This window comes from Bartonella krasnovii, from assembly GCF_003606345.3.
Lineage (GTDB): Bacteria > Pseudomonadota > Alphaproteobacteria > Rhizobiales > Rhizobiaceae > Bartonella > Bartonella krasnovii.
The window spans coordinates 1,990,136-2,010,081 of record NZ_CP031844.2; the positions used below are offsets into that span (position 1 = coordinate 1,990,136).

Sequence of the window (19,946 nt, forward strand, 5' to 3'; positions counted from 1 at the left end):
TAATCCTAAAATTCTAATATTCTCAATATTTTACTTTAGTGAACGAAAACTTGTTTTTTTTACTTGAGACTAGGCACAAGAGCAATACAAGCTTCACAAAGCTTTTTAACCGCATTTACGGAATAATCAAAAGCCTCTCTTTCCTCTTTATCAAGCTCAATTTCAATGACCCTTTCAACACCACCTGCACCAAGTACAACGGGAACACCAACGTAGGTATCATTAACTCCATATTCCCCTGAAAGGTAGGCTGCAACAGGCACAACACGCTTAGTGTCCTTTAAATAGGCTTCAGCCATAGAAACAGCAGAAGCAGCTGGAGCATAATAAGCAGAACCTGCTTTTAACAAACTAATAACTTCTGCACCACCATCACGGGTACGTTGAATAATTTGATCTATCTTTTCCTGTGTTGTCCAACCCATTTTAACAAGATCAGGTAAAGAAATACCACCAACTGTTGAATAGCGCACCAAAGGTACCATTGAATCACCATGCCCGCCTAAAACAAACGCCGTTACATCTTTAACAGAGACTTTAAATTCTTCAGATAAAAAATAACGAAAACGCGCTGAATCCAGAATACCAGCCATACCAACGACTTTATGGACGGGAAGACCTGAAAATTTCTGTAATGCCCATACCATTGCGTCAAGGGGATTAGTAATACAAATAACAAAAGCTGAAGGTGCATATTTTTTAATCCCAGCACCAACTTGTTCCATGACTTTTAAATTAATGCCTAAAAGATCATCACGGCTCATACCAGGTTTGCGTGCAACCCCTGCTGTTACAATAACAACATCAGATCCTTCAATTGCTTCATAAGCATTTGCACCTTTTAAATTGATATCAAAGCCATCAACGGGAGAAGATTCAGCAATATCAAGAGCTTTTCCCTGTGGCATACCTTCTGCAATATCAAATAAAACCACATCACCAAGCTCTTTAAACCCAATAATATGTGCTAAAGTACCCCCAATCATACCTGAACCAATGAGAGCTATCTTTTTTCGTGCCATTTTGTCTTTTCCTAACCTTTAAATAATTCAGCGCACACTCATCAGCGCTCATATACTGAAATTTTTTGACTTAAACCACATTTAAACAATATCATAAAAAGCAGTAAAGAAATGAATTTTACAAATTTCTCTTCTTACAGAAACAACAACCCTCCGTAGAAACAACTATTAGAAAATTATCATGATGTATCGATAAAGTGAATTAAAAAAAAATACAACAGAATTATTACATTTCTTTAATTTCAAAGAGTTATTGTTTTTACAGTTTACGTAAAGGTAAAAGTATAATCAAAGCTTCTTCTTTAAAAGAAAACGTTCTTTCCAAAGTTTCAAATAATCGTAGCTTTGCATTTCAAAAAGACGTGACTGTGTTCTTTGAAATTCAAATGTTTCAGCAGTCTGAGCATGCCCCTTATACAAATCCTCCACCCTTTCTGCTGCCGACATAAATAATCGGATGTGACGTTCATAAAGAATATCAATAAGTAAAATAAACCGTTTTGTTTCATTGCGACATGTGTCATCCATGATTGGTACATTATCGATAAAAATCGTATGATAATGCTCTCCTAACACCAAATACTCAGATGCAGCCAAAGGCTTTGCACACAAGTCTCGATAATCAAAGCGTGCACAACCCGCAGCAAAACGTGGAATAGGAATAAGGCGACCTCTTATAGAAAGCTCATCAGATCTTTCTTTATGTCCTTGCAACACAAGTGCCCATGCTTGGTCCATAGATTCATCTGCTTTTTTCCCTAATGGCGTTACATACACAGACTGTAGATTCGATTTTTCAAGACGATAATCTGTTTTTGCATCAAGATTAACAACACGAACATATGCTTTTAAAGTTTGAATAAAAGGCAAAAAGAGCTCACGATTTAAACCGTTATAATAAAGGTTATTCGGCGCCACATTTGAAGTCGCAATAAAGAAAATTTCTTTATCAAACAAAGCAGAAATAAGCCGCCCCAACACCATAGCATCAGCAATATCTGTTACACTAAATTCATCAAAACAAAGCACCTTTGCTTCTCGTGAAAGATCTTCAGCAACAGCTAAAATAGGATTATCTTGTTTAAACTTTGCATGCCCAGATGCTTGACGATAAAAATTAATACGTTCATGCACATCAGCCATAAAATCATTAAAATGAGCGCGTTTTTTATTACTCTCAGGCAAACAAGAAAAGAACAAATCCATCAACATGGTTTTGCCTCGTCCTACTTCACCATAAATATATAATCCCTGAAAAGAGCTACTTTCATCCTCTTGTTTTGTAATACGAGTAAAATTTTGTCTTTTCCTTTTAAATATCCTTTTTAAAAAAGACCAAAATATCCAAGACCAAGAACGAGAAGTATTTTGTTCCGAAATTTTCTTTAATAAATGATCAAAGTGCTCTGTTACGGCCAATTGAGCTGGATCAAAGCGGACTTTTCCTTTAGAAACCAGCTCCTTATAGCGCGTTGAAACGAGAATCATCCAAACAACCTTTTTCCAACCGTTTTCAATAAAGAATACAAATTCTTTTCACGAATTTGTTCATATAGCTTATTTTTTTATAAACGGTCAAAAATGATCTAACGGCTTAAAACAACAGGATGATCATCAAGTGTACGTCCCTCAAAATGATCAACATTTGAAGAATAAAGAGCAACGATAACACGTCCAGAACTATTATAAAAATATAATCTTTTTCCTTTAACAGCCCACGACCTCACCTGGGAAACAATTCCTGAGCAGTGTAAAGGACCAGCTCGGTACCCTTGTCCAAACTTTGTTTGTGGCGTTGCAATCCGACAAACCTTCCCCCCCATAGAAAGATTCCATACCCCAGCAATACTTGCAGGAAACAAATCATTAGCATTGCTTGGTAATTCAAGACTAGCCATTCGCCCATCGCTCTGAGAATCCCCTTTCTCATACATTGAAGCGTTTGCAGCTTCAGATGCCGACGAAGAAGTAGACGATAAATCAGATACTTCCAAGGTTGTCACTGGTTGAGATGGATAAAAAACTTCTAATGCGTTACTATTATAATTACTGTCAAACCGCGTTGTTGAACATCCTCCTAAAAGCATTACAGTTGACATTGCAACGAAAAACGAATTTTTTGAAAACGACATATCTGTACTCTCTCCCATGACAATAAATAAACTCACAAAAAGTTAAGTGAATATTTTTATAATTACAAAGATAAATTAACAAATTAAAAAAACAGGATTTAAATTCCTTATTTTAAACGAAATAATTTATGTACCTAGGTTTATATTTATTAAACACTAGAAATTTATAATATTTTTAGTCATATATCCTTTGATAAGTAATCTTTAGAATAGAGAAATTTCATGAAAACGCCATTTAGCAAAATGGATGGTCTTGGAAATCAAATTATTGTTGCCGATATGCGCGAAAGCACACAGGATTTTACACCACAAGCAATTCTTGCTTTATCGGCAGATCCTGAAATGCATTTTGATCAAATCATGGCTATCCACACACCAACTGAGAATGAAGCCGACTTCCGCATCAAAATATGGAATGCTGATGGTTCAGAGGCTAAAGCTTGTGGCAATGGCACCCGCTGCGTCATTGCATGGCTTAAAGATCACAATTTTGGTGAAGTTTTTCGTTTAGAAACCCCCGTTGGAGTGATCGAAGGAAAATACCAAACCGACAATCTCATTTCTGTTGATATGGGATGCCCAAATTTCAACGCAAAAGAGATGCCTGTTTCACGTGAAATAGTTGATACCAATCACGTAGAAATTACAGCTGGTCCCCTAAAAGATGCTTGTCTTGTCTCTATTGGCAATCTCCACGCTATCTTTTTTGTTGAAAGTGATCTTCAACATATTCCATTAGAAAAATACGGACCAATACTTGAACATGATTCCCTTTTTCCAGAACGGTGCAATATTTCCATTGCTTGCATAACGTCAAAGAAAAGTCTAAATTTACGTACATGGGAGCGTGGAGCAGGATTAACACAAGCATGTGGGAGTGCTGCATGTGCCAGTGCAGTGGCCGCTTACCGACGTGGTCTGGCACAGCGCCATATTGATGTAAACTTACCAAGGGGAACACTTAATATTTTTTACCGAGAAGATAATCACATTATTATGACAGGACCCATAAAATATCAATTTAGTGGTTTTTTAAACCCTTTAACAGGGTGTTACAAAAAGGATCACTTTTGATGGCGATAGAAATTGTAACTTTCGGTTGTCGACTCAATAGCTACGAATCGGAAATTATTCGTAAAGAAAGTGCTTCTTCAGGTCTAGGCCAGCTCAAAGATGGTGCTATTATTTTTAATACCTGTGCTGTCACAGCTGAAGCTGTGCGACAAGCAAAACAAGCTATCCGCAAAGCAAAACGGGAAAATCCTCATGCCCGCATTATTGTCACAGGATGTGCAGCTCAAACAGAAGGACAAAATTTTGCCTCCATGACAGAAGTCGATCTCGTTTTAGGGAACGAAGATAAACTTCACGCCCATTCTTATCGTCAACTTCCTGATTTTGGCATAAACCATTCCGAAAAGGTGCGTATCAATGACATCATGGAAGTGCAAAAAATTGCTCCCCATATGGTCAGTGCAATGCAAGAACGCACCCGCGCTTTTGTACAGGTACAAAATGGATGCGATCATCGCTGTACATTTTGCATTATCCCTTATGGACGCGGACCATCACGTTCAGTCCCTATGGGAGCTGTCATTGAACAAATTAAAAAGCTGACGGGCGAGGGGATTCAAGAAGTGGTCCTTACAGGTGTTGACCTTACAAGTTATGGTCACGATCTTCCTGGAAAAGCAACTCTAGGAAAATTAACATCAGCCATTTTACATCATGTCCCTGATTTGGCCCGATTACGCCTCTCATCTATTGACTCCATTGAAGCAGACGAAGAACTTATCAACCTTTTAGCCTATGAGAAAAGGATCATGCCCCATTTGCATTTATCCTTACAAGCAGGCGATAATATGATTTTAAAACGGATGAAACGTCGTCATTTGCGTGAACATGCTATTCAATTTTGCCAAGAATTGCGTTCCAAACGTCCTACAATGGTTTATGGTGCCGACTTAATAGCTGGTTTTCCTACGGAAACAGAAGAGATGTTTCAAAACAGTCTTGCTTTAATCAAAGATTGTAATTTGACCCACCTTCATGTTTTCCCCTTTAGTCCAAGAGAAGGAACACCTGCCGCACGAATGCCACAAGTTAACCGTAAAATAGTTAAGGTGCGTGCTGAAAGATTGCGTAAAGCAGGTGAAGAGGCCTATCAAAAACATCTTTCTCGTCTACAAAATAGTCAGCAAACAATTCTCGTTGAAAAAGATGAAATTGGACGAACAGAAGATTATACTCTGACACAAATTAAAGGTGCAAAAGCAGGAACAATTGTTCAAGCTCTTATCATTGACCATGATAGCAATAAATTGATTGCTGTCCTTCCAAAATTAAACGCTGCTTGAACAGGAAAACTCTTATGACGAAATCTTTCATAAAAAAAATATTTTCTTTTAAAAAATCTGAAGATCAGGAAATAGAACAAATTTCCACTCCTGATAAAAGCAATATGATAGAAAAAAATGAAAGGACAAAAAATAGCCAAACCTCTATAGAGGTAGAAAAAGAAGAAAAACCAAAAAATCAAAAATCAACACTAATAAAACGCGATGCTCCTCCCTCATCTTTAGAACTCCATTTTGATAAAGCTCCTCTTTCTGGTAAAGTTCCCCCTTATGGCAAAGTTATTGTCACAAATACTATTCATGAAAAAAAGAGTGAAGAAACTTTACCTGAATCCTCTGTTGAACAAAAAAAGACAGCATGGTTTGGACGCCTTAAAAAAGGTTTAGCCCTTTCTTCACAACGCCTAAGCGGATCAATTAGCGACCTCTTTGTTAAAAGAAAACTTGATGAAGAGACATTGCAAGAGCTCGAAGATATTCTTATTCAAGCTGATCTTGGTGTAGAAACGGCAACACACATCACAAATACTTTAGCTTCCAGTCGTTATGAAAAAGATCTTTCCCCAGGTGATATTCATACGATTGTTGCTGATGAAATTAAAAAGGTTTTGGAGCCTGTAGCAATACCATTAGAGCTTGATCTCAGTCATAAGCCTCATGTTATTTTGCTGGTCGGTGTAAATGGTACTGGAAAAACGACAACTATTGGAAAACTTGCGGCAAAATTAACGGAGGGAGGACTAAAAGTTATGCTTGCTGCTGGTGATACTTTCCGAGCCGCAGCGATTGAACAATTACATATTTGGGGTGAACGCACAACTTCTCCTGTTATTTCCACCAAACTAGGAGCAGACGCGGCTAGTTTAGCGTTTGATGCTTTTGAGAAAGCAAAAACGGTAAACAGTGATGTATTAATTATTGATACAGCAGGACGTTTACAAAATAAAACTGAATTGATGGATGAGTTGGCAAAAATTATTCGTGTTTTAAGAAAACACTCTCCCCAAGCGCCGCATACAATCCTTCAAACGCTTGATGCAACCACCGGGCAAAATGCACTCAGCCAAGTAGATATTTTCCGCGATATTGCAGGTGTAAATGGTTTAGTCATGACAAAACTAGATGGGACTGCACGCGGAGGAATTCTTGTCGCAATCGCAGCAAAATATAAATTACCCATTTATTTTATCGGTGTAGGAGAGAATATTGAAGACCTTCAACCTTTTTCTGCTTCTGACTTTGCCGAAACTATTGTAGGAAAACATGTATGAAACAACCTTTAACGAACCCTAATTCACACAATAATTCTGAGAAAAATATGAACAACAATAAAAAAACGCATCTCACACCAACATTTAAGTTTCTCTTAGAAATGGGACCATTAGTCGCCTTCTTTTTTGCCAATTATAAGGGAGAATGGTTAATAAGAAACATTGAATTTTTTCAAAATTTTAGCAAACCCATTTTCCCAGCAACAGCTATTTTTATGGTAGCGATTATTATTTCTCTAAGCTTATCATGGATCCTTGCAAGACAAATTCCTATTATGCCTCTTATTTCGGGAATATTTGTTCTCGTTTTTGGCTTTTTAACGCTCTGGCTTCATAATGAAACTTTTATAAAGATGAAGCCAACAATCATTAATAGTTTATTTGCTGTTATTCTTTTTGGTGGGATGTTTTTTAAAAAGCCACTATTGCGTTATGCGCTTGATTCTACTTTAACACTCGATGATTTAGGATGGCAAAAACTGACCTATCGTTGGGCATTTTTTTTCGTTTTTCTTGCTCTTTTGAATGAGATCATTTGGCGCAATTTTAGCGATAATTTTTGGACGAGTTTTAAGGTATTTGGTGTGATGCCTATAACGGTTATTTTCATGCTTACCCAAATGCCTCTTATATTAAAACATTCACAGGGACTTTTTCCAGAAAAGGACAAATCTGATTCTTAAACAAAATGCATCTATCATTATAAATCATGTTTTAAATTTATCGCTGTACACTGTTCATGGAGAAAAGACATGTTAATTGAACAGTTCATTTGTCGAGAAGATAATTTCGGTATACTCATTCATGATGAAAAAAGCGGCTATACAGCCGCTATTGATGCTCCTGAAAGTAAAGCTATCCATAATGCTTTAAAACGCCGTAATTGGACACTTCAGACTATTTTTATAACACACCATCATCATGACCATGTGGAAGCACTAGCTGAGTTAAAACAAGTCTATAAGACTATTGTTATTGGACCAGAGGCAGAAAAAGAAAAAATTTGTCACCTTGATAAAACACTTCAGCCTGACGAAAGATTTTTCTTTGGTAACCAAACAATTTTAGCACTTTCAACACCTGGTCATACACTAGGCGCCTTATCTTATTATTTTCCTGAAAAAAAACTACTCTTTGCTGGAGATACGCTTTTTTCACTTGGCTGCGGACGTCTTTTTGAAGGAACACCAGCACAAATGCTGGATTCTTTAAAAAAACTTCGTCAACTTCCTGATGAAACACTTCTTTATTGTGGTCATGAATACACCAAAAACAATGCTCTTTTCGCATTGATGCTTGATCCACATAATCAAAAACTTCAACAAAGAGCAGAAGAAGTTTTTTTGTTACGCAAAAAAAACGCCATGACTCTTCCTGTTACTTTAGGTCAAGAAAAAGCAACAAATCCTTTTCTTCGTTGGGATAATCATATAATCAGAAAAAATCTTGCCATGGAGGATGCAACAGATGAAGAAGTCTTTGCTGAAATTCGGAAAAAAAAGGATAATTTTTAATCATATTTAGATTTTCATTATGCTTTCTATTCCTTTTCTTCTTTGCGTTATATACTCAAGAAATAAAAAAAAACAGATAATCATTCTTCTCTATCACCCCTCGTTGCCAATTATCCTCTAACAGAGGATTTTATTTTAAAGTTGGAAAAAATAGGAAAAGAATTTCAAAATTTATTTCCAAAACCAGAAACAGCTAAGATCAAAAATGATCCACCCACTCATAAGAAGTGTATTGAAGGATATATTACTTATATTTCTCGTAAACCAAAACTTGTAAATATTTTAAGAAAAAATAATCTCACACTTAAAGATTTTGTTGTTGGTCACTTAGCACTTCAAATAACACTAAATATCCTTACAAACGAAGAAATTTCCCTTCAGAAGCAAAACATTATACCTTTAAGAAATATTGAATTTGCTAAAAAACATATGTATAGAATAATTAAAATATTAAGAGACAATTGTTAAAAGAACTTTTTTATTTCAAACAATTGATTAGCTTTGTAAACGCCGACAAATATCATCTAATTGTTCTAATGAAGAGTAGTGTATTTTTAAATCACCACCTTTTTTCCCATGCCTAATAATAACTTTCATTCCAATTACATTTGCAAGCAACTTTTCTAAAGATTTAGTTTCCGCATCTTTTTCTACAGAGGTTCGTTTTTTGACCTTCGGATTAGCCTGTTCATAGGCAAGTACTTCAGTTTGACGCACAGAAAGACCTTCACGAATAATTTTTTCGGCCAAGTCTTGTGGATTATCGACAGTTATAAGACAACGTGCATGACCAGCAGAGAGTTGGCCATCAGTTAAAAATTGTTGCACTTTTTCTGGCAATTTTAACAAACGAAGCGTATTTGCAACATGACTTCGACTTTTTCCAATGACCTGGGCTAAATCTACTTGCGTATAACCATGTTCATTCAGCAAAAGTTCATATCCCATTGCTTCTTCAATAGGATTAAGATCGGCACGCTGAACATTTTCAATTATTGCCAATTCTAAAGCCGTTTTATCATCCACATCGCGAATAATTACTGGCAATTGACTTAAATGAGCACGCTGTGCAGCACGCCATCGCCGTTCACCAGCAATTAATTCAAATCGCTGAGGATTTTCGCGTAAAGGTCTTACAATAACAGGTTGAACAATACCGTGTTGACGAATTGATTGTGCTAAATTATCAAGTTCTGCTTCAGTAAAATGGCGCCGTGGATTATGGGGATTACATGAAATAGCTTCAAGTGGAATAAACCGCTCAAAATTTGGAGAAACTGAACCAAACTCTGCTAATTTTTCAACACCTGGCGAACGTGTAAGACTGTTGTTTAAACTCATATCACCAATCAATGCTGCTAATCCACGTCCCAGTCTTTTTTTTGATTGATCATCATTCATAATTTCACTCTTTGAGTTTTCTTTACAAAAATTATTTTTTCACATTTTTAAGCAGCAGCATGTGCTTGTTTTTCACGTTGTATGACCTCTGATGCTAGACGTAAATAAGCCTGACTTCCTGCACATTTGAGATCATAAAGCAATACGGGTTTACCAAAAGAAGGTGCTTCTGATACCCGCACATTTCTTGGAATAACGGTACGATAAACTTTATCTCCCATAAAAGAACGTACATCTTCAACAACTTGATTTGAAAGATTATTCCGTCCATCATACATGGTAAGAACAATACCTTGAATTTCCAGAGATGGATTGAGCACGGATCGTACTTGTTTGACCGTTTCAAGCAATTGACTTAATCCCTCAAGTGCTAAAAATTCACATTGCATAGGCACCAAAACAGAATCTGCAGCTCCCATAGCATTCAATGTCAGAAGATTAAGAGATGGGGGACAATCAATCAAAATATAACTGAATTTTTTCTCCATTCTTGGATCATCGTAGAGAGCTTTACGTAACCGTTGAATACGATCTTTTGATGAAGAAATTTCCATTTCAACACCTAACAAATCAAGTGTAGAAGGAACTATATGAAGATTGGGAACTGCTGTTTTTAAAGCGGCTTTTGTCACTGAAACCCCTGAAACCAAAACATCATAAGAAGATAAAGGACGGTTATTACGATCTATTCCCAATCCTGTACTTGCATTTCCTTGTGGATCAACATCCATAATAAGAACATTTTCCCCAATGGCTGCTAAAGCTGTTGCAAGATTAATTGCTGTGGTTGTTTTTCCTACCCCACCTTTTTGGTTTGCAATAGCGATAATTCGTGTTTCGCTCATTTTGCTTTACCCTCTACATGATCGAAGATGAGAAATTTCCAAAATAACAGAATTTTCATCAATTTTGCTTTTATGTTTTAGCAGATCAAATTGCCAATTGGCAGAGGCATTTTCTATTTCTGTAGAATAATCCCGTCCTTTTTGCAAAAGAGCGATTGTTTTTTGTGTGAATAAAGGAAAAATAAGTCTTAAAAGTTCATCAAGTGAAGCTAATCCCCGTGCAGTTATCACCTCTGGTTTTACTATTTTTTTGTATACATCCTCGATTCTGTGATGATAAACTGTCGCTGGAAGATCAAACTCAGCAATAACTGTGCGTAAAAAAGAAACTTTTTTTCCATTACTTTCAATAAGATCAATATGTCCTGTTTTTTTTTCTTTCATAAAGAGAGCAATAACAATTGCAGGAAAACCACCACCTGATCCAAGATCACACCAATGTAGTAAATCACTATATAAAGGATAGATTTGTGCTGAATCCAAAATATGACGTGTCCACAGTAGAGGTATTGTTGAAGAAGATATTAAATTAATATGCTTATTCCACTGCATTATTAAAGTCTCAAATTGCATTAATTTTTCCATCGTTTCACGTGAAACAGAAGGAACAATATCTGAGAGTAGTTGATATTTTTGTTCTATAGAAAGATTCATTAAGCTATTTTAGCCTTTTCACGCCGTTGACGTTGAATATATGTAATAATAAGCGACAATGCTGCGGGTGTCATACCATCAATTTTTTGTGCATCAGCAATTGAACGCGGTGAAATTTCCTGAATTTTTGTTTTAAGTTCATTTGAAAGACCAGAAATTGACTGAATATCAAGAGAAGAAGGAATTTCTAAACGCTCATCACGTTGAAGAGACGCAATATCTTGTGCTTGTTTTTCTAAATAAACTGCATATTGTGCTTCAATTTCTAAATCTTCAACAGTTTTAGAATCAATTGACTGTAATTGTGGCCAAAAATGTGAAAGACGCTCTAAAGTCATATGAGGATAAGCAAGAAAATCATACGCCGAACGCCGAATTCCATCATGATTCACATGTAATCCATGAGCAGAAGCTTCATTCGGTGTTAAAAAGAGATTTTGGCATATTGATCGTGCTTGATCAAGACGTTGTTGTTTTTTCTGATAACAATCCCAACGTATTTTACTAACAATCCCCCATTCTTGTGCCAAAGGTGTCAAACGCGTATCAGCATTATCAGATCGTAAAGATAAACGAAACTCAGCACGCGATGTAAACATCCGATAAGGCTCACACACACCACGTGAAACCAAATCATCGACCATAACACCAATATAAGCTGTAGAACGACTTATAAGTATTTCATCTAAACCACCCACCTTGCGTGCTGCATTTAACCCTGCCAAAAGCCCCTGTGCTGCTGCTTCCTCATACCCTGTTGTACCATTAATTTGCCCCGCTAAAAAGAGTCCTGGCAAACAGCGTAATTCTAAATTTCTCGTCAACTGCTGTGGATTAACAAAATCATATTCAATAGCATAACCAGATTGTAAAATTTTCACATTTTCCAACCCTTCAATAGTTCTCAATAAAGAAATTTGTACATCCTCAGGAAGAGAAGTAGAAAGCCCATTTGGATAAATAGTATCATCATTTAATCCCTCTGGTTCCAGAAAAATCTGATGTCCATCACGTTCACCAAATTTAACAATTTTATCTTCAATAGAAGGACAATAACGCGGACCTAATCCTTCAATATTTCCAGAATACAAAGCAGAACGATGAATATTTTCACGAATAACTTGATGTGTTTGTGTATTTGTGCGTGTTATTGCACATTCAATTTGCGGTTGCTGAATTTTTTCTGTCAAAAAAGAAAAGGGAACTGGATCTTCATCTGCTTGTTGTTTTGCAAGAGATTCCCAACGAATTGTTTTTTTACTAAGACGGGCAGGCGTTCCTGTTTTTAATCTTCCAAGCTTTATATCATAACTTTTCAAACGCTCAGCAAGTTGAACACTTGACTGATCTCCCATACGTCCAGCAGCCCATGTTTTATCACCAATATGAATAAAACCATTTAAAAATGTCCCCGTTGTTAAAACAACAGCCCCAGAAAAAACTTCTCCTTGATTTTTTAAAACAACACCTGAAACACTCTTATCTTTAACAATCAAATCAACAGCCTCATCTTCAATGAGAATAAGATTATCTTGTTCTTTCAAAAGTTTTTGAATTGCTTCTTTATAAAGCTGTCTATCAGCTTGTGTACGTGGTCCTCTTACTGCTGGACCTTTTCGTCTATTAAGAAGTCTAAATTGAATTCCAGCAGCATCTGCTGCACGTCCCATAATACCATCCAAGGCATCTATTTCACGAACCAGATGCCCTTTTCCAAGCCCACCAATAGCAGGATTACACGACATTGTTCCCAATGCTGCTATTTTATGTGTAACAAGAGCTGTCTTTGCCCCAACACGCGCCGAAGCACAAGCTGCTTCACAGCCAGCATGGCCACCCCCAACAATGATAACATCATACGAGTGCATTTGAATTTATCCTATAGAGAATCTATTTTCAAGTTTCACGTGAAACAGAACTTATAAAATACATAATCTTTTGAATCTGTCTATGAAATAATCAATGTTTCACGTGAATCATTATTTACCAATACAAAATTCCGAAAAAATAATATCAAGTAAATCTTCAACATCTATATCACCCGTAATTTTTCCAAGAAAATCACTGGCACGACGAAGATGTTCTGCACGTAAACTGAGATCAAGAGAAGTGTAATTCACAGAAGCCTCAATTTCTTTAACAGCCTCTTTTAAGAGTTGAAGTTGCCTTTTGCGCGCCGGAACAAGATTTCCAATTTCAGAAGCACGACGTGAACAAAATGTCTCAAGTTCCTTAATAAAATAGTCAAAATTCAAACCTGTTGATGCAGAAAACTGTATAAAAAAATCAAATTCACTTTTTTCACAAAGATCAAGTTTATTACCAATATGCCATATTTCAGCTGAAGTTTCTGGTAGTTCAATTTCCTTTGGCTTTGTCATATCATAAACAAAAATAACCAAATCAGCTTCTCTAACATGCTGCCTTGCAACTTCTATTCCTAATTGCTCAATTTTATTTTCTGTCTCTCTAAAACCAGCAGTATCTGTCAAAAAAACTGGTAAACCACCAAAAACAAGCCTCATCTCTAAAGCATCACGCGTCGTTCCTGCCTCATCTGTCACAATAGCAACAGATCTTCCGGCCAAACGATTCATGATACTTGATTTTCCAGAATTTGGAGCACCAGCAATAACAATTTTTAACCCATCACGTAAGATACTTGCACGTTCTCCCTCATCAATATGTTTTTGAAGAGAACGACAAAGATCTTCTACATCTTTCCAAACTTTATCAGATAGTGAATTTGGAACATCAGCTTCATCAGAAAAGTCAAGTTCTGCTTCAATAAAAGCACGTGCTTTCATAAGTTTATGCCGCCAATCGCGATAAAGTTCTGTTAAATGCCCACTAGCACCCATAACTGCCAAACGCCGCTGACTTTCCGTTTCTGCTTCTATTAAATCAGCAAGACCTTCTGCTTGAACAAGATCTAATTTTCCTTCCATAAAAGCACGACGAGAAAACTCACCTGCTTCAGCCATACGACATCCAGAAAATGTAGACAATTCATCAAGAAAACGATTTACAACCGCTTTTCCTCCATGCAAATGAAACTCTGCACAATCTTCTCCTGTAAAACTATGAGGAGCAGGAAAAAAAACCGTCAAAGCAGCATCCAAAAAGCTACCATCACGAGCCGTAAGGTTCCCATAATGCATAAAACGCGGCTTAGGCAAACAACCACAAAGCGTTTTAACAACATTTACAACGTGAGAACCAGAAACTCGAATGACTGCAACCCCTGAAGGCAACAATCCACTCGAAACGGCAAAGATTGTATCCACAGGATGTATCCTAACCAAAAAACTTAGTGTTTCTATGTATTCATTGAATCAAAGAATTCACTATTGTTTTTCGTTTGTTTTAATTTATCAATTAAAAATTCAATTGCATCCGTTACATTCATAGGTGCTAAAATACGACGAAGCACGAAAATTTTATGTAAATCTTGCCGTGCTACTAAAAGTTCTTCCTTACGTGTCCCTGACTTCAAAATATCCATAGCAGGAAAAATACGCTTATCAGCAACCTTACGATCAAGAACGATTTCCGAATTACCAGTTCCTTTAAATTCTTCGAAAATAACCTCATCCATACGACTACCGGTATCAATCAAAGCTGTAGCAATAATGGTTAAAGACCCACCTTCTTCAATATTGCGCGCTGCACCAAAAAAACGTTTAGGACGCTGTAGAGCATTCGCATCCACACCACCTGTTAAAACCTTACCAGAGGAAGGAACAACCGTATTATAGGCACGCCCCAAACGTGTAATAGAATCAAGAAGAATAACAACATCACGCCCATATTCAACGAGGCGTTTGGCTTTTTCTATAACCATTTCAGCCACCTGTACATGACGTATTGCTGGTTCATCAAAAGTAGAAGAAACAACTTCTCCTTTTACAGAACGCTGCATATCGGTAACTTCTTCTGGCCGTTCATCAATTAAAAGAACGATAAGATAACATTCAGGATGATTAGTAGTAATAGAATGAGCAATATTTTGAAGGAGAACTGTTTTTCCCGTCCGAGGTGGTGCAACAATTAATCCTCTTTGTCCTTTTCCCAATGGAGATATCAAATCAATTACGCGCGATGACATATCCTTCTCTGTAGGATCTTGTATTTCCATTTGGAAGCGCTCATTTGAATAAAGAGGTGTAAGATTATCAAAGTGAATTTTATAACGAATTTTTTCAGGTTTCTCAAAATTAATAGTATTAATTTTAAGAAGAGCAAAATAACGTTCCCCTTCTTTTGGACTCCGTATAGGACCTTCAATGGTATCGCCAGTTTTTAAAGAAAATGACTGAATTTGCGCAGGTGAAAGATAAATATCATCAGGTCCAGGAAGATAATTAGCATCAGCAGATCTCAAAAATCCAAATCCATCTTGTAAAACTTCAACAACGCCTTCTCCTATAATTTCTACATCTTGTAGAGCTAGTTTTTTCAAGATAGCAAACATTAATTCTTGTTTGCGCATCAGGGAAGCATTTTCAACCTCTAATGTTTCAGCAAAAGAAACAAGTTCAACAGGATTTTTGCTTTTAAGTTCTTGTAGTTTCATTTTTTGCATGAAATATGCTCTTTAAATTAAGGAGAGAATTACCTTGAACAATTTATGGAGATTTTATAGAACGAAATATTCTCAAGAAAAGAACATCTTACACTCAATCTTTAAAATCTGCAAGTACCATTTATATGAAATTTATTTGTATAATATTATATAAAAAATATGATTTTAACTTATAGCATTCATGAAGTACCATTCAAGAGTATTTTTTATTAATAAATTTATATTATAGAAAGGATTCTTTTTATTTAAGACTGTGTTTAGTGTGAATTATTATTTACACTTTATTTATTCTCAATTTTATCCACAAAAGAGAAGAAAAAAAAGATAAAAATAACACTATCTTAAAGATGTTATCCCCCTTTTTCTCTTACAAGAGGTTTTAGATTATCACAAGGGATTTATCTGTGTATAATAATGGAAGATTTTTTCTAAATTTTAGTTTTATAAAAAAGCCTAAGGATATATACACATGTCTTAACAAGGAGTTAAATTTTTTGTGACAAAAGAAAAAAAGTTCTTTCATTTACACATGCTTTCTGATGCAACGGGGGAAACATTAATTTCTGTTGGAAGAGCTGTAGCATCGCAGTATACAACGAGTCAGGCAACAGAGCATATCTATCCTATGATTCGTAATAAAATACAGTTACAAAAGGCTCTTGATGAAATACAACAAGAGCCTGGTATTGTTCTTTACACAATAATTGATGAAAAACTTAAACTTCTTCTTCAAAAAAGATGCGAAAAAATAAAAGTTCCTTATATTGATATATTACATCCTGTTTTAAATGCTTTTCAGTCTTACCTTGGGATGCCAACCCACTTACGTGCAAGTGCACAACATGATCTTAATGCAGATTATTTTCGCCGTATTGAGGCATTGGATTTTACAATAGAGCATGATGACGGACAATCTTTCAGTAGCTTATCTGAAGCGGATGTAATTCTTGTAGGAATTTCAAGGACATCTAAAACGCCAACAAGTATCTACTTAGCAAATCGTGGAATAAAAACGGCCAATGTCCCTCTTATTCCTAATATTGATTTACCAGAATCCCTTTTAGAGGCAAAAAATTCTTTAATTATTGGTTTAATTGCTTCAGCTGAAAGAATCTCACATATTCGCCAAAATCGTGATTTGGGACAAGGTTTTGCTCTTGATAGTTATACAAATCGTATTAACATAGCTGAAGAATTAATCTATGCAAAACGCATTTGCGAACGTTTTAATTGGCCTATTATTGATGTCACAAGGCGCTCTATTGAAGAAACTGCAGCGGCAATATTTGAACTTTTGTCACGATTTCGTGAAGGAAAGTGAAAGAATCCCATGGTAATAAATAGGTTAATATTAGCATCTCTTAGTTTTTATCGTGCACAATTATTTAAAAAAGCGGGTTTAAATTTTTTGATTGAAGGAGCTTCTTTTGATGAAAGAGAAGTAGAAAAAGAAGCAAAAGAAAAAACACCTAAAGAACTCAGCTGTTTTCTTGCGAGTGCAAAAGCAAAAAATGTTTCTGATCGTTTTCCTGGTGCTTTTGTTATTGGTTGCGATCAAGTGCTTGATTTGGAAGGTCAAGTTCTTCATAAAGTTATAAATAGTAAGGAAGCACATCAACGTTTATGTGAGTTATCAGGAAAAAAACATTCTCTTCATAGTGCAGTAGCTTTATTTCATAATGGCCGAGAAATTTGGGTAGAATCTTTTAGTGCACATATGTCAGTACGTCCTCTTTCATCAGAGTTTATTGAATGTTATTTAGCGCGCGTGGGAACAGATGTTTTAAATAGTGTGGGGGTCTATCAAATTGAAGGGGAAGGGATCCAACTATTTGAAAAAATTGATGGAGATTTTTTTACCATTGTTGGTTTACCTTTATTGCCCTTACTCATAAAATTGCGTCATTTAGGGGTTATTGATGGCTAATTTAACAAGAAAGCACAAAACAACAAAAGTTCCATGTGCTTTTGTTGTTGGTACTCCTATTAATCACTCAAAATCGCCAAAAATTCATAATTTTTGGCTTAAACAATATAATCTACAAGGCGAATATATTGCGCAAGAAGTAAGCTCTGAAGAATTTAAAGATTTTTTCACATCTATAAAAAAAAGGGGGTTTTGTGGGGGGAATATTACACTACCCCATAAACAGGAAGCTTTTCATTTAGCAAATTATAAAGATGATGTAGCAACAATGATTGGTGCTGTTAATACGCTTTGGTATGAAGGAAATAAACTTTGTGCCACCAATAGTGATTCTTATGGTTTTAGTGCTAATCTTGATGATTTTGCTCCTGATTGGGTGGGAGAAACAGCAATTATTTTTGGGGCAGGTGGTGCAGCACGTGCTATTCTGTACGCCTTAAAAAAACGTGGATTTGAACGCATCTGCTTAGTTAATCGTACAAAGAGACGAGCAGAGGATTTAGCACAGCATTTCGGAAAACCTGTGGAAGTTCACGATTGGCAGAATATAGATAAAATACTTTACCAAGCTGATTTAATTGTCAATACGACCTCTATAGGTATAACAACTTCATCTGAGGAAAAAGAAAGTTCTTTTTTTTGTGATTTTCATAAAGCAAAAACAACGGCATTAGTAACAGATATTGTTTACACACCATTGTTAACACCTTTTCTACAACAAGCAAAAGCACATGGTTTAAGGACTGTTGATGGGCTTGGCATGCTTTTACATCAGGCTGTTTTCGGGTTTGAACGGTGGTTTGGAATAAGACCACAGGTTACAAAAGCATTACGAGCAGAAATTTTACAGGATATGGGTGAAAAGACAGAATGAAAGTCATAGGATTGACCGGATCAATTGCTATGGGAAAATCGACAGTTGCTGATTTTTTCAAACAAGCGGGTGTTCCTGTTTTTAGTGCTGATGAAGCAGTACATCAACTTTATAAGAGTGAACCGGTTGTATCACTTATAACACATATGTTTCCCAATGTTATTGAGGATGGGAAGATTAACCGACTAAAGCTTTCTAAAGTTTTGATTGGTGATAAGGAAAAATTACAAACATTAGAAAAAATAATACATCCTTTAGTGCAAAAAAAAGAAGAAGAATTTATTGAGACAGCACGCCGACAGGAAAAAGAATTAGTTGTTCTTGAGATTCCACTTCTTTTTGAAACAAATGGTGAAAAACGTGTAGACAGTGTTGTTGTTGTCTCTGCGACACGAGCAATACAAAAAGCACGTGTAATGATTCGCCAAGATATGAATGAAGAAAAATTTTCTTTTATTGATGCCAGGCAAATGTCTGATGAAGAAAAACGTAAACGTGCTGATTTTATTATTGATACAGGAAAAGATTTAGAGAATACACGTAAACAAGTTTTGTACGTGATAAAAAATTTACTAAAGAATTGAAGTCATGCGTGAAGTTATTTTTGATACAGAAACAACAGGTTTAGATAAAGAAAAAGATCGCATAATCGAAATCGGTTGTGTTGAGATGGTTGATCGTTATCTTACAGAACGCCGATTCCACGTTTATTTAAATCCACAAGGTGTTATTATTCCTGATGAAGTTGTAGCAATTCATGGATTGACCAATGAACGCCTAAAAAATGAAAAAAGCTTTAGCGATATTGCTGATGAATTTTTGGAGTTTATCAATGGTGCAACAATGATTGCCCATAATGCAAGTTTTGATATAGGTTTTATTAATGCAGAATTAAAACGCGTCAATAAGCCGCTTATCAGTGTTGATAATATTCTTGATACATTGGCTATGGCGCGGCGTAAATTTCCTATGGGTCCTAATTCTCTTGATATTTTATGTAAACGTTTTGGAATTGATAATAGTCATCGTGTTCTTCATGGCGCTTTGCTTGATGCGGAGATTTTAGCCGATGTTTATATTGAACTGATTGGTGGAAAGCAGGGTGTATTGGGTTTTGAGAACAAAAGAAATGTTAATGAACATATCAAAAATGATAAAGATACGCCTTATACAGTTAAATCTCGTCTACAAGCTTTACCTTCAAGATTGAGTGCACAGGAAATAAAATTGCATGCTGATTTTATCAATAAAATGGGTGAAAAAGCTCTGTGGAATAATTTCAAAATTCATGAATAATATCCCTACCTTTTTTCTAAAAAGGTTATTTAAGATTAAAAACATAAAACACGGATATCAAAAAAAAC

General features: G+C 35.8%; 20 protein-coding genes. 11 read left to right on the forward strand and 9 right to left on the reverse strand.

Going from position 1 to position 19,946, the window contains the following annotated elements:
- Positions 1–59: 59 nt before the first annotated feature.
- The 3 genes from mdh to D1092_RS08620 all read right to left on the reverse strand — a co-directional run bounded on the left by mdh (position 60) and on the right by D1092_RS08620 (position 3,154).
- A complete protein-coding gene (gene mdh, locus D1092_RS08610) occupies positions 60–1,022 on the reverse strand; it encodes a malate dehydrogenase (RefSeq protein ID WP_120121516.1) in 963 nt (320 codons plus the stop codon).
- Between the two features lie 288 nt (positions 1,023–1,310).
- Positions 1,311–2,510: a cell division protein ZapE gene (zapE, locus tag D1092_RS08615; protein ID WP_120121517.1), complete on the reverse strand. Its 1,200-nt coding sequence runs from the start codon at positions 2,508–2,510 to the stop codon at positions 1,311–1,313.
- 98 nt (positions 2,511–2,608) lie between these two features.
- Positions 2,609–3,154: an AprI/Inh family metalloprotease inhibitor gene (locus D1092_RS08620; RefSeq protein WP_120121518.1), complete on the reverse strand. Its 546-nt coding sequence runs from the start codon at positions 3,152–3,154 to the stop codon at positions 2,609–2,611.
- A gap of 222 nt (positions 3,155–3,376) precedes the next feature.
- Between D1092_RS08620 and dapF the strand changes: the two genes are divergently transcribed.
- From dapF to D1092_RS08650, 6 genes are all read left to right on the forward strand, one after another.
- Positions 3,377–4,228, forward strand: coding sequence for a diaminopimelate epimerase (gene dapF / locus D1092_RS08625; protein WP_120121519.1), 852 nt, complete (start codon positions 3,377–3,379; stop codon positions 4,226–4,228).
- A complete protein-coding gene (gene mtaB / locus D1092_RS08630; RefSeq protein WP_120121520.1) occupies positions 4,228–5,511 on the forward strand; it encodes a tRNA (N(6)-L-threonylcarbamoyladenosine(37)-C(2))-methylthiotransferase MtaB in 1,284 nt (427 codons plus the stop codon). Before dapF ends, mtaB begins: the two co-directional genes overlap by 1 nt.
- Positions 5,512–5,525: 14 nt before the next feature.
- Positions 5,526–6,782 (forward strand): signal recognition particle-docking protein FtsY, encoded by a 1,257-nt coding sequence (gene ftsY / locus D1092_RS08635; RefSeq protein ID WP_120121521.1) that lies wholly within the window; start codon positions 5,526–5,528, stop codon positions 6,780–6,782.
- Positions 6,779–7,465, forward strand: a complete 687-nt coding sequence (locus tag D1092_RS08640; RefSeq protein ID WP_120121522.1) for a septation protein A — start codon at positions 6,779–6,781, stop codon at positions 7,463–7,465. The genes ftsY and D1092_RS08640 overlap by 4 nt, the downstream gene beginning before the upstream one ends.
- Positions 7,466–7,534: 69 nt before the next feature.
- Positions 7,535–8,296: a hydroxyacylglutathione hydrolase gene (gene gloB / locus D1092_RS08645; protein ID WP_120121523.1), complete on the forward strand. Its 762-nt coding sequence runs from the start codon at positions 7,535–7,537 to the stop codon at positions 8,294–8,296.
- A gap of 141 nt (positions 8,297–8,437) precedes the next feature.
- Complete coding sequence (locus D1092_RS08650; RefSeq protein ID WP_241436103.1) at positions 8,438–8,764, forward strand: hypothetical protein; 327 nt, start codon at positions 8,438–8,440, stop codon at positions 8,762–8,764.
- Between the two features lie 27 nt (positions 8,765–8,791).
- On the opposite strand, the gene D1092_RS08655 is transcribed toward D1092_RS08650, so the two are convergent.
- From D1092_RS08655 to rho, 6 genes are all read right to left on the reverse strand, one after another.
- Entirely contained in the window at positions 8,792–9,697 is a 906-nt protein-coding gene (locus tag D1092_RS08655) for a ParB/RepB/Spo0J family partition protein (protein WP_120121524.1), read from the reverse strand.
- Positions 9,698–9,744: 47 nt separating this feature from the next.
- A complete protein-coding gene (locus D1092_RS08660) occupies positions 9,745–10,542 on the reverse strand; it encodes a ParA family protein (RefSeq protein WP_120121525.1) in 798 nt (265 codons plus the stop codon).
- 6 nt (positions 10,543–10,548) lie between these two features.
- Positions 10,549–11,196 carry a 16S rRNA (guanine(527)-N(7))-methyltransferase RsmG gene (rsmG, locus tag D1092_RS08665; protein WP_148255703.1) on the reverse strand — a complete coding sequence of 216 codons (648 nt, stop codon included), beginning with the start codon at positions 11,194–11,196 and terminating at the stop codon, positions 10,549–10,551.
- Positions 11,196–13,064 carry a tRNA uridine-5-carboxymethylaminomethyl(34) synthesis enzyme MnmG gene (gene mnmG / locus D1092_RS08670; RefSeq protein WP_120121526.1) on the reverse strand — a complete coding sequence of 623 codons (1,869 nt, stop codon included), beginning with the start codon at positions 13,062–13,064 and terminating at the stop codon, positions 11,196–11,198. The genes rsmG and mnmG overlap by 1 nt, the downstream gene beginning before the upstream one ends.
- Before the next feature lie 111 nt (positions 13,065–13,175).
- Complete coding sequence (gene mnmE, locus D1092_RS08675; protein WP_120121527.1) at positions 13,176–14,483, reverse strand: tRNA uridine-5-carboxymethylaminomethyl(34) synthesis GTPase MnmE; 1,308 nt, start codon at positions 14,481–14,483, stop codon at positions 13,176–13,178.
- Between the two features lie 32 nt (positions 14,484–14,515).
- A complete protein-coding gene (rho, locus tag D1092_RS08680) occupies positions 14,516–15,781 on the reverse strand; it encodes a transcription termination factor Rho (protein ID WP_012232634.1) in 1,266 nt (421 codons plus the stop codon).
- 496 nt (positions 15,782–16,277) lie between these two features.
- On the opposite strand from rho, the gene D1092_RS08685 reads away from it, so the two are divergent.
- The 5 genes from D1092_RS08685 to dnaQ are packed head-to-tail and all read left to right on the forward strand — an operon-like array spanning position 16,278 to position 19,878.
- A complete protein-coding gene (locus tag D1092_RS08685) occupies positions 16,278–17,102 on the forward strand; it encodes a pyruvate, water dikinase regulatory protein (RefSeq protein WP_120121528.1) in 825 nt (274 codons plus the stop codon).
- Between the two features lie 9 nt (positions 17,103–17,111).
- Entirely contained in the window at positions 17,112–17,708 is a 597-nt protein-coding gene (locus D1092_RS08690; protein ID WP_120121529.1) for a Maf family nucleotide pyrophosphatase, read from the forward strand.
- Positions 17,701–18,582, forward strand: a complete 882-nt coding sequence (locus D1092_RS08695; RefSeq protein ID WP_120121530.1) for a shikimate dehydrogenase — start codon at positions 17,701–17,703, stop codon at positions 18,580–18,582. Before D1092_RS08690 ends, D1092_RS08695 begins: the two co-directional genes overlap by 8 nt.
- Positions 18,579–19,166, forward strand: a complete 588-nt coding sequence (coaE, locus tag D1092_RS08700; protein ID WP_120121531.1) for a dephospho-CoA kinase — start codon at positions 18,579–18,581, stop codon at positions 19,164–19,166. The genes D1092_RS08695 and coaE overlap by 4 nt, the downstream gene beginning before the upstream one ends.
- Before the next feature lie 4 nt (positions 19,167–19,170).
- The gene (gene dnaQ / locus D1092_RS08705; protein WP_120121532.1) at positions 19,171–19,878 is read left to right on the forward strand and encodes a DNA polymerase III subunit epsilon; all 708 of its coding nucleotides are present in this window, start codon (positions 19,171–19,173) and stop codon (positions 19,876–19,878) included.
- The last annotated feature ends 68 nt before the right edge of the window (positions 19,879–19,946 follow it).

Coding starts and splice junctions, on each gene's coding strand:
- mtaB (WP_120121520.1), top strand. CDS start 4,228: ATGGCGATAGAAATTGTAACTTTCGGTTGTCGACTCAATAGCTACGAA.
- D1092_RS08640 (WP_120121522.1), top strand. CDS start 6,779: ATGAAACAACCTTTAACGAACCCTAATTCACACAATAATTCTGAGAAA.
- dapF (WP_120121519.1), top strand. CDS start 3,377: ATGAAAACGCCATTTAGCAAAATGGATGGTCTTGGAAATCAAATTATT.
- zapE (WP_120121517.1), bottom strand. CDS start 2,510: ATGATTCTCGTTTCAACGCGCTATAAGGAGCTGGTTTCTAAAGGAAAA.
- D1092_RS08655 (WP_120121524.1), bottom strand. CDS start 9,697: ATGAATGATGATCAATCAAAAAAAAGACTGGGACGTGGATTAGCAGCA.
- D1092_RS08660 (WP_120121525.1), bottom strand. CDS start 10,542: ATGAGCGAAACACGAATTATCGCTATTGCAAACCAAAAAGGTGGGGTA.
- D1092_RS08690 (WP_120121529.1), top strand. CDS start 17,112: ATGGTAATAAATAGGTTAATATTAGCATCTCTTAGTTTTTATCGTGCA.
- mnmG (WP_120121526.1), bottom strand. CDS start 13,064: ATGCACTCGTATGATGTTATCATTGTTGGGGGTGGCCATGCTGGCTGT.
- mdh (WP_120121516.1), bottom strand. CDS start 1,022: ATGGCACGAAAAAAGATAGCTCTCATTGGTTCAGGTATGATTGGGGGT.
- coaE (WP_120121531.1), top strand. CDS start 18,579: ATGAAAGTCATAGGATTGACCGGATCAATTGCTATGGGAAAATCGACA.
- D1092_RS08620 (WP_120121518.1), bottom strand. CDS start 3,154: ATGTCGTTTTCAAAAAATTCGTTTTTCGTTGCAATGTCAACTGTAATG.
- rsmG (WP_148255703.1), bottom strand. CDS start 11,196: ATGAATCTTTCTATAGAACAAAAATATCAACTACTCTCAGATATTGTT.
- ftsY (WP_120121521.1), top strand. CDS start 5,526: ATGACGAAATCTTTCATAAAAAAAATATTTTCTTTTAAAAAATCTGAA.
- rho (WP_012232634.1), bottom strand. CDS start 15,781: ATGCAAAAAATGAAACTACAAGAACTTAAAAGCAAAAATCCTGTTGAA.
- gloB (WP_120121523.1), top strand. CDS start 7,535: ATGTTAATTGAACAGTTCATTTGTCGAGAAGATAATTTCGGTATACTC.
- D1092_RS08695 (WP_120121530.1), top strand. CDS start 17,701: ATGGCTAATTTAACAAGAAAGCACAAAACAACAAAAGTTCCATGTGCT.
- dnaQ (WP_120121532.1), top strand. CDS start 19,171: ATGCGTGAAGTTATTTTTGATACAGAAACAACAGGTTTAGATAAAGAA.